8 protein-coding genes and 1 riboswitch are annotated in these 7,089 nt (G+C 51.7%); of the genes, 7 read left to right on the top strand and 1 reads right to left on the bottom strand.

The window, feature by feature from the left end:
* A partial coding sequence (locus K5753_05035; protein MCR4726564.1) for an ECF transporter S component occupies positions 1–704 on the bottom strand: 704 nt, incomplete at its 3' end.
* 62 nt (positions 705–766) lie between these two features.
* Positions 767–881, bottom strand: a riboswitch (FMN riboswitch).
* A gap of 141 nt (positions 882–1,022) precedes the next feature.
* Here K5753_05035 and tsaE point away from each other — a divergent pair.
* From tsaE to K5753_05000, 7 genes are all read left to right on the top strand, one after another.
* Positions 1,023–1,427 (top strand): tRNA (adenosine(37)-N6)-threonylcarbamoyltransferase complex ATPase subunit type 1 TsaE, encoded by a 405-nt coding sequence (gene tsaE, locus K5753_05030; GenBank protein MCR4726563.1) that lies wholly within the window; start codon positions 1,023–1,025, stop codon positions 1,425–1,427.
* Between the two features lie 2 nt (positions 1,428–1,429).
* Entirely contained in the window at positions 1,430–2,023 is a 594-nt protein-coding gene (gene tsaB, locus K5753_05025; protein MCR4726562.1) for a tRNA (adenosine(37)-N6)-threonylcarbamoyltransferase complex dimerization subunit type 1 TsaB, read from the top strand.
* Positions 2,020–2,463 (top strand): ribosomal protein S18-alanine N-acetyltransferase, encoded by a 444-nt coding sequence (rimI, locus tag K5753_05020; GenBank protein MCR4726561.1) that lies wholly within the window; start codon positions 2,020–2,022, stop codon positions 2,461–2,463. The genes tsaB and rimI overlap by 4 nt, the downstream gene beginning before the upstream one ends.
* A 51-nt stretch (positions 2,464–2,514) precedes the next feature.
* The gene (locus K5753_05015) at positions 2,515–3,165 is read left to right on the top strand and encodes an alpha/beta hydrolase (protein ID MCR4726560.1); all 651 of its coding nucleotides are present in this window, start codon (positions 2,515–2,517) and stop codon (positions 3,163–3,165) included.
* Complete coding sequence (locus tag K5753_05010) at positions 3,162–4,694, top strand: UDP-N-acetylmuramoyl-tripeptide--D-alanyl-D-alanine ligase (GenBank protein ID MCR4726559.1); 1,533 nt, start codon at positions 3,162–3,164, stop codon at positions 4,692–4,694. The genes K5753_05015 and K5753_05010 overlap by 4 nt, the downstream gene beginning before the upstream one ends.
* 8 nt (positions 4,695–4,702) lie before the next feature.
* Entirely contained in the window at positions 4,703–5,776 is a 1,074-nt protein-coding gene (locus tag K5753_05005; protein ID MCR4726558.1) for an ATP-grasp domain-containing protein, read from the top strand.
* A 68-nt stretch (positions 5,777–5,844) separates the two neighbouring features.
* Positions 5,845–7,062, top strand: a complete 1,218-nt coding sequence (locus K5753_05000) for an NADP-dependent isocitrate dehydrogenase (protein ID MCR4726557.1) — start codon at positions 5,845–5,847, stop codon at positions 7,060–7,062.
* Positions 7,063–7,089: the final 27 nt, after the last annotated feature.

Below are 7,089 nucleotides of genomic sequence, written 5' to 3'. Positions count from 1 at the left end.
ATCTTTTCGTCCGTCACGCCCGCGGGAACGTTTTCGGGGATCTCTTCTTCGGCTTTCTTTTTCGCCTTCCATTCCCAATGCAGGGGTTTGGACAGGACTTTATAGACGAGGAAGGTTACGAAACTGACGACGCCGAGCCTCAAAAGGTTGAAAGGAACGACCGCGACGAGGAGATAGTAAAAATAGAACGAACGACGGGTGATTGTTTTGTAAAGCGGTTTGAGCATTCCGACGATAATATCGAAGTTGCCTTTGAAATAGAAGCTGACGTAAAAGGGGATCGAGATAAAGCGATTGACGAGGACTGCCGCCGCCGTCGCGATCAGCGTTCCCGAGATCAAGCCGATCAAAGCCGTCTTCTTCGTCTTGTTTCTGTGATAGATGATCGCCGCGGGGACGACGTACAGAATGCCGAGCAGCATATCGGTGAGCTCGCCTACGAACGCCGTGCCGGAAAACGGGAATTTCAATAAGCATTTAACGACGATCACGATCGCGCCTGCGACGGGGTCGAGCGCAAATCCGGCGAGCAGGGCGGGAAGCTCCGAAAACTGCATATCAAGGAAGGACGGAAACATAAAAGGGAGCGCGAATTTTCCGTACAAATAGAGAACGAACGAGATCGCGGAAAGCAGAGCGACTTTCGTTATGTACGCGGCGGTGAGTTTTCGTTTGATCCTGAAAAGTAAGTCTTTGGATTTCATTTGTTTCTCCTCCGAAAAAAATACCCCGAGCGAATCGGGGCATAATGACGAAGAAAAAAAAGAATCAATTTGCTTCATCCGGACTATACCGTCGGTGCAGGAACCGCCCCTGCTCAACCCTCGCGGGCTCGTGGACTATACCACCGGTGGGGAATTTCACCCCGCCCTAAATCGTTCTTGATTTCACTTTACCGCGCAGAAAACGCGATGTCAAGCGATTTTTTCGCATAATTTTTGTTTTTTTTCTTTCAGTTTTGCCGCTTTGCGAAAACCGAGAAAATCATTGCTATCGCGGAAAAAAACAAGTATAATCAAGATATGAGATATTTAACCAAAAGCGCGGAGGAAACTTCATCCGTCGCGGAAAAATTTGCCGAACGCCTTGAAGGCGGCGACGTCGTCCTTCTCACCGGAGAGCTCGGCGCGGGGAAGACGACCTTTACGAAAGGGATCGCGAAAGCTCTCGGCGTTTCCTCGGTCGTTACTTCGCCGACTTTTACCATCGTTAAAGAGTACGAAGGAAAAAAACTGAACTTATATCATATGGACCTGTATCGCGTTTCGGGAGACACCGTGGATCTCGGGCTCGAAGACTATCTCGAAAGAAAAGACGGAGTCGTCGTCATCGAGTGGAATTGTCTTCCGTCTTTCGGCGGGCGCGTGTATGACGTTAGGATCTCTTATGCGGGCGAGGGCGTTCGCTCGATCGAGATCGAGGAGTAATTATGAAAGGATTGGTGATCGATACGACGGTCAAAAGACCGTATGCGGCGGCGTTCGACGGGGAAAGAGAAGGGATCGTCTGTTTCGACGAATCTCTTTCGACCGCTTCGGGGATCACGCGCGCCGTTAAAAGCGTTCTCGGTGAAGTCAGCATCCATAAAAAGCAGCTTGACGGCGTGGCGGTCGTCGTCGGCCCCGGATCGTTTACGGGGATTCGAATCGGCGTGGCTTTTGCCAACGCTTTTTGTTTCGGGCTTTCGATCCCGCGCTTCCGCTTGACGTCCTTTACGGTGATGCAAGCGATCGTTTCCGCTCCCTGTTACGCCGTGGACGCGGGGCATAACGCAGCCTACGCCGCTCTTAACGAAGGCGGCGTCCTCAAAGAGGAGAATCTCGATCTCGGCGATCTCCCCGAAGGAACGGTTTTTCAAAAAGATCTCGCGGATTCTTTGCCGAAAGGAGCGCTTCTCGCGGCTCGGATAGCGCTTCAAGAGATCGAAAACAGCCCTTGCGCGCCCGTCTATTCGGTCGATAGATTAAAACCGCATTATATGCGGAAATCGCAAGCGGAAAGAATGATGGACGAAAAAAAATGAGCCTTGCTCTCACTTTTCGCGAGGCTTCGGAATCGGATGCCGAAGTGATCGCGCAGATCGAATCTCTTTCTTTCAAAACTCCTTGGACAAAGGATATGGTTTTATCCGAGATCCGCGAACCGATCTCGCATTTTTATCTCGCCGTAACCGAGCGCGGAGTCGCCGGGTATTACGGTTTTTTACACATTTTGGATGAATTGCATATATTAAACGTGGCGGTCGATCCTTCGTTTCGGAGGCAAGGCGTCGGCGGGGCGATGATGGCGCATCTCAAAGAAGAGATGAGAAGGCTGTCGTGCCGCGCGGCGACACTCGAAGTCCGTGAAAGCAATTCGGAAGCGATCAAACTTTACGAGCGCGCCGGTTTTTCTCTCGCAGGCGTTCGTCCGCATTACTATATGGACAAAGAAAACGCGCTCATTTACTGGTTGGAGCAATAGGAGGACGTTATCCATTACGTTTCGTACGGACAGGGCAGGAACCTGATTTTTTTGCACGGTTGGGGCGGTTCGATCGAGTCTTTTCGCTGTATGGCGGATCGCTTCGCAAACGAATTCAGAGTGACGCTCGTCGATCTTTACGGGTTCGGCGCCACGCCGCATCCGCCGCGAGCGCTTTCTTTGGACGATTACGCGGAAGGGATCCTCGAACTTTCAAAAAAGGAAGGAATCGAAGACGCGGTCTTGATCGGACATTCCTTCGGCGGGAGGGTCGCGATGCGTCTTGCGGCAAAATCTTCGGTCGCAAGCGGGCTCGTCTTGATCGACAGCGCGGGCGTTCCTCCGCGGCGAGGACCGAAGTATTATCGGAAGGTTTGGACTTATAAGATCAAACGCAAACTCGGATTCGACGTCGCCAAAGCGGGATCGCGGGATTACGCCGAACTTTCGGGCGCGATGAAAGAAACTTTCGTTCGCGTCGTAAACGAAAGCAGTCTTCCCGATTGCGATCAAATCAAATTGCCGACGCTCCTTTTATGGGGAAGCAGGGATAAGGATACGCCCCTTTATATGTGTAAGAAATTGAAAGCGCGTCTTTCGGGATCCGAAGCCGTCGTGATCGAAGGGGCGGGACATTTTTCCTATCTCGAAAAACCCGAATTTTCGGTTCGCGTGATCCGCGCGTTTTTGAAGGGATTATGATCGCGGTATTCTCTCTTTCCTGCGTTCTCGCTGTTGTTTATTCCATCCCGTTCGCGACTTTGTTTCAAAGCGCGGGATATCGGTTCTCCGTTTGCTTGAAAAGGGGGAAAAAATATTATTTGCTTTCGGTTGCGTATTTTGCGGTCTTCGCGGCGGCGGGAATCCTCTTTCGACGGTTCGACGGGCTCGTTTTTCGAATCCTTTCCTATTCTTTGTTTCTTCCGACCGTTGCGTTTCTTTTTCTCATTTTTCGGAAGATGCATCTGAAAATCCATCCGACGCGCCGATTCGCGCGGCTTCTGTCTTGCCAAGCGATCGTTTATGCGGGCGTGATCTTTCCGCTCGTTTTTACGGATTTTTCCGTCGTTTGGTGCGTTTCTCCGATCCTTGCGCCTTTTGTATTGCTCATCGCCGCTTTTTTGTTACTGCCGATTGAAAAGCTGAATAACGACAGGTATTCGAAGCGAGCGAAACGCAGGCTTTCCGAAATGAAAGCTACCAAAATCGGGATCACGGGCAGTTACGGGAAAACCTCGGTCAAAACGGCGTTGAACGCATTTTTATCCGAGTCGTTTTCCGTTGCCGCCACGCCCGCGAATTACAACACGCCGCTTGGGATCGCGAAAACCCTGAAAAACGTAAGCGGAGAGAAAGATTTTTTCATCGCCGAAATGGGAGCGAGAAGAAAAGGCGATATTCGGGAACTTTGCGATCTGGTCTCTCCCGATCTCGGGATCTTGACGGGGATCGCGCCGCAACACCTCGAAACCTTCGGTTCGATCCAAGCGATCCTCGCGGAAAAGAACGAGCTTGCGCGTTCCGTTCCCGAAAAAGGGTGCGTTTTTTTTAACGTCGCGGACGATCTCGTTCGTGTGCTTTCGGAAAAGCGATCGGGAGAAAAGCGAACCGTCGGATTCGAACGAGCCGACTATTTGATCGAGAACCTTCGGATCTCTTCAAACGGGACGGCGTTCGATCTCGTTTTCGGGGGAAAGAGATTGGCTTTCGAAACGCCTCTTCTCGGAAAGGGATCGGCGATCGACGTCGCTCTCGCGGCGTCTCTCGCGCTCTTTGTCGGAGCGGATCAAGAAAAGATCGTCGCCGCCGCAAAAAAATTGAAACCCGCGCCGCATCGGCTGGAAGCGATCCGAAAGGGGGATCTTTTGATCTTGGACGACAGCTATAACGTAAATCCGATCGGGGTCAAAGTCGCGCTCGAAACGCTCGACGCGATCGAGGGGAAAAGAAAACTCGTCTATACGTCCGGGATGGTCGAACTCGGGGAAAAGGAAACCGAGAACAATTTTTTGCTCGGAAAAGAGATCGCGCGGGTCTCGGATCTCGCGATCGTTTTAAGCGGGCGTTACGGCGATCTCGTCGTCAAAGGATTGCTTTCTTCTTGTTTTCCGAAAGAATCGATCGTTCGCGTCGGGTCCACGGAAGAAGCGACGGCGCTGTTTTCGCGGCTCGTCCGCTCCGGCGACGTCCTTTTGATTACGAGCGATCTTCCGCAAGAGTATCGATTATAGGAGGGAATATGAAAATAGGATTATTATTCGGAGGCAGGAGCTACGAGCACGATATTTCGATCATAACCGCGGTTGAGACCGCGGCGGCTTTATCCGTTTCGCACGAGGTCATTCCGATCTACGCGGCGGACGGATGCTTTTATCGGATCAAAGGAAAACTCGAAATCGCGCCTTTCGCAAACGGAACCGTTCATAAGAAAAAGGTCTCTTTCTTTTCCGAAAAAGGAAAGTCGGGAATCAAATCCGCCGCGAAGAAGATCCCCTTGGATTGCGTCGTCTGTTGTTGCCACGGAGGAGAGGGGGAAAACGGCGAATTTTCCGCGCTGCTCGACGTTTTCGATTTTGCGTACACTGCGTCCGATCCGCTGTCTTCCGCGCTTTCGATGAATAAAAAGTACTCGAAACTCCTCTTTAAGCACTGCGGCTTCGAATCTCCCGCGGCGGTTTTCGCCTTTCGTGGAGAAGACGCGATCGAGCGGGCGGCGACGCTTTCCTATCCTTTGATCGTAAAGCCTTGTTCGCTCGGTTCGAGCCTCGGGGTCGGGGTCGCGCATAACGAGATCGAGCTCATCGAAAAAGTCGCGGTCGCTTTCGAATTCGACGAAGAGATCTTGATCGAAGAGGTCGTCCAATCCCCCTTGGAATTGAATTGCGCCGCTTTTCGTAAAGGCGGGGAGATCTTCCTTTCCGCGGTGGAACGCCCGATCACCTTAAACGAGATTCTGACCTTTCGCGATAAATACGAAGGCGGGAAATACAAGGGAAGCGGGCAGAATTTCGTCGGCGGCGAGTTGCGGGAACGCGTTCGCGCGGCAACGAAGCAAATCTATAAAGCGTTCGGGCTTTTCGGCGTCGCTCGCGTGGATTTTTTGTACGACGAAAAGAAGGACGTTCTCTTCGTAAACGAGATCAATTCTCAGCCCGGTTCGCTCGCGTATTATCTGTTTGAAGAGGAAGGGATCCTTTTTCCCGCGCTTCTCGACGGCTGCATCGAAGAGGCGATCCGTCGGAGAAAGGAAAAAGGTATAATAAAATTTAATAGCGGGGTTTTAGATAATTTATCCGTCAAGACGGTGAAATAAAGAAAGATAAGTTGCAAAAAGGAGACTTCGCGTGATAAAATAACTACAATAAAACGAGGGAGAGGGCAATGGAAAAGATCAAGATGCAAACCCCCATAGCGGAACTTGACGGCGATGAAATGACGCGCGTTCTTTGGCAATGGATCAAAGAAAGCCTGATTTTGCCGTTCGTCGATTTGAAGACGGAGTACTATGATCTTTCGCTCGTAAATCGCGAAGCTACGAAAGACGCGGTTACTCGCGAAGCCGCCGCGGCGATCGAAAGGCTCGGCGTCGGCGTAAAATGCGCGACGATCACTCCGAACAAACAGCGCGTGGAGGAGTACTCTCTGACTCAAATGTGGAAAAGCCCGAACGGGACGATCCGCGCCGCTCTCGACGGGACGGTTTTCCGCGCTCCCGTTATGGTTTCCGGGATCTCTCCGTTGGTTCCTTCTTGGACGAGCCCCATCGTCGTCGCGCGTCACGCTTACGGCGACGTGTATAAGGACGTCGAATCGGTCTGCCCGAAGGGATCGAAAGCCGAGCTCGTCATAACGGATGAAAAGGGCGCGGAGACGCGCTATACGATCGCGTCTTATGAAAAGAGCGCAGGCGTCGCTCTCGGTATGCATAACCTCGATTCCTCGATCCGTTCGTTTGCAAAGAGTTGCTTTAATTACGCGCTTTCGGTCAAAAAAGATCTTTGGTTCAGCTCGAAAGACACGATCAGCGCGACCTACGATCACCGTTTCAAAGAGATTTTCCAAGAAGAATTCGATAATAATTACAAAACCGAGTTTGAAAAAGCCGGCATTACTTATTTCTATACTTTGATCGACGACGCCGTCGCCCGCGTGATCCGCTCGAAAGGCGGGTTTATTTGGGCGTGTAAAAACTATGACGGCGACGTTATGAGCGATATGCTCGCGACGGCGTTCGGTTCTCTTGCGATGATGACTTCCGTCCTCGTTTCCCCGACCGGGAAGTACGAGTTCGAAGCGGCGCATGGGACGGTCACGCGTCACTATTACAAATATCTTGCGGGCGAAGAGACGAGCACGAATCCGATCGCGACGATCTTCGCTTGGACGGGCGCTCTCAAAAAGCGCGGCGAAAAAGACGGGAACGAGGCTTTGATCCGTTTCGGCGAAGCGCTTGAAAAAGCGTCGCTCGACGTGATCGAAGAAGGTTATATGACGGGGGATCTCAAAGCGATCTTCCGAAAAGAGGGCGTTGACCCCGTCGCCCTTACGAGTAAGGAATTCTTGCTGAAAATCGCGGACAAGCTCGCTTCGGCGTTGTAATAAAGCGTTTCGGCAAAATAAAAAAAG

The organism is Clostridia bacterium (genome assembly GCA_024685775.1).
GTDB lineage: Bacteria > Bacillota > Clostridia > Christensenellales > CAG-1252 > CAG-1252.
This window is presented reverse-complemented; position numbering and strand designations above follow the sequence as displayed.

Coding starts and splice junctions, on each gene's coding strand:
- tsaE (MCR4726563.1), top strand. CDS start 1,023: ATGAGATATTTAACCAAAAGCGCGGAGGAAACTTCATCCGTCGCGGAA.
- K5753_05000 (MCR4726557.1), top strand. CDS start 5,845: ATGGAAAAGATCAAGATGCAAACCCCCATAGCGGAACTTGACGGCGAT.
- K5753_05010 (MCR4726559.1), top strand. CDS start 3,162: ATGATCGCGGTATTCTCTCTTTCCTGCGTTCTCGCTGTTGTTTATTCC.
- rimI (MCR4726561.1), top strand. CDS start 2,020: ATGAGCCTTGCTCTCACTTTTCGCGAGGCTTCGGAATCGGATGCCGAA.
- tsaB (MCR4726562.1), top strand. CDS start 1,430: ATGAAAGGATTGGTGATCGATACGACGGTCAAAAGACCGTATGCGGCG.
- K5753_05005 (MCR4726558.1), top strand. CDS start 4,703: ATGAAAATAGGATTATTATTCGGAGGCAGGAGCTACGAGCACGATATT.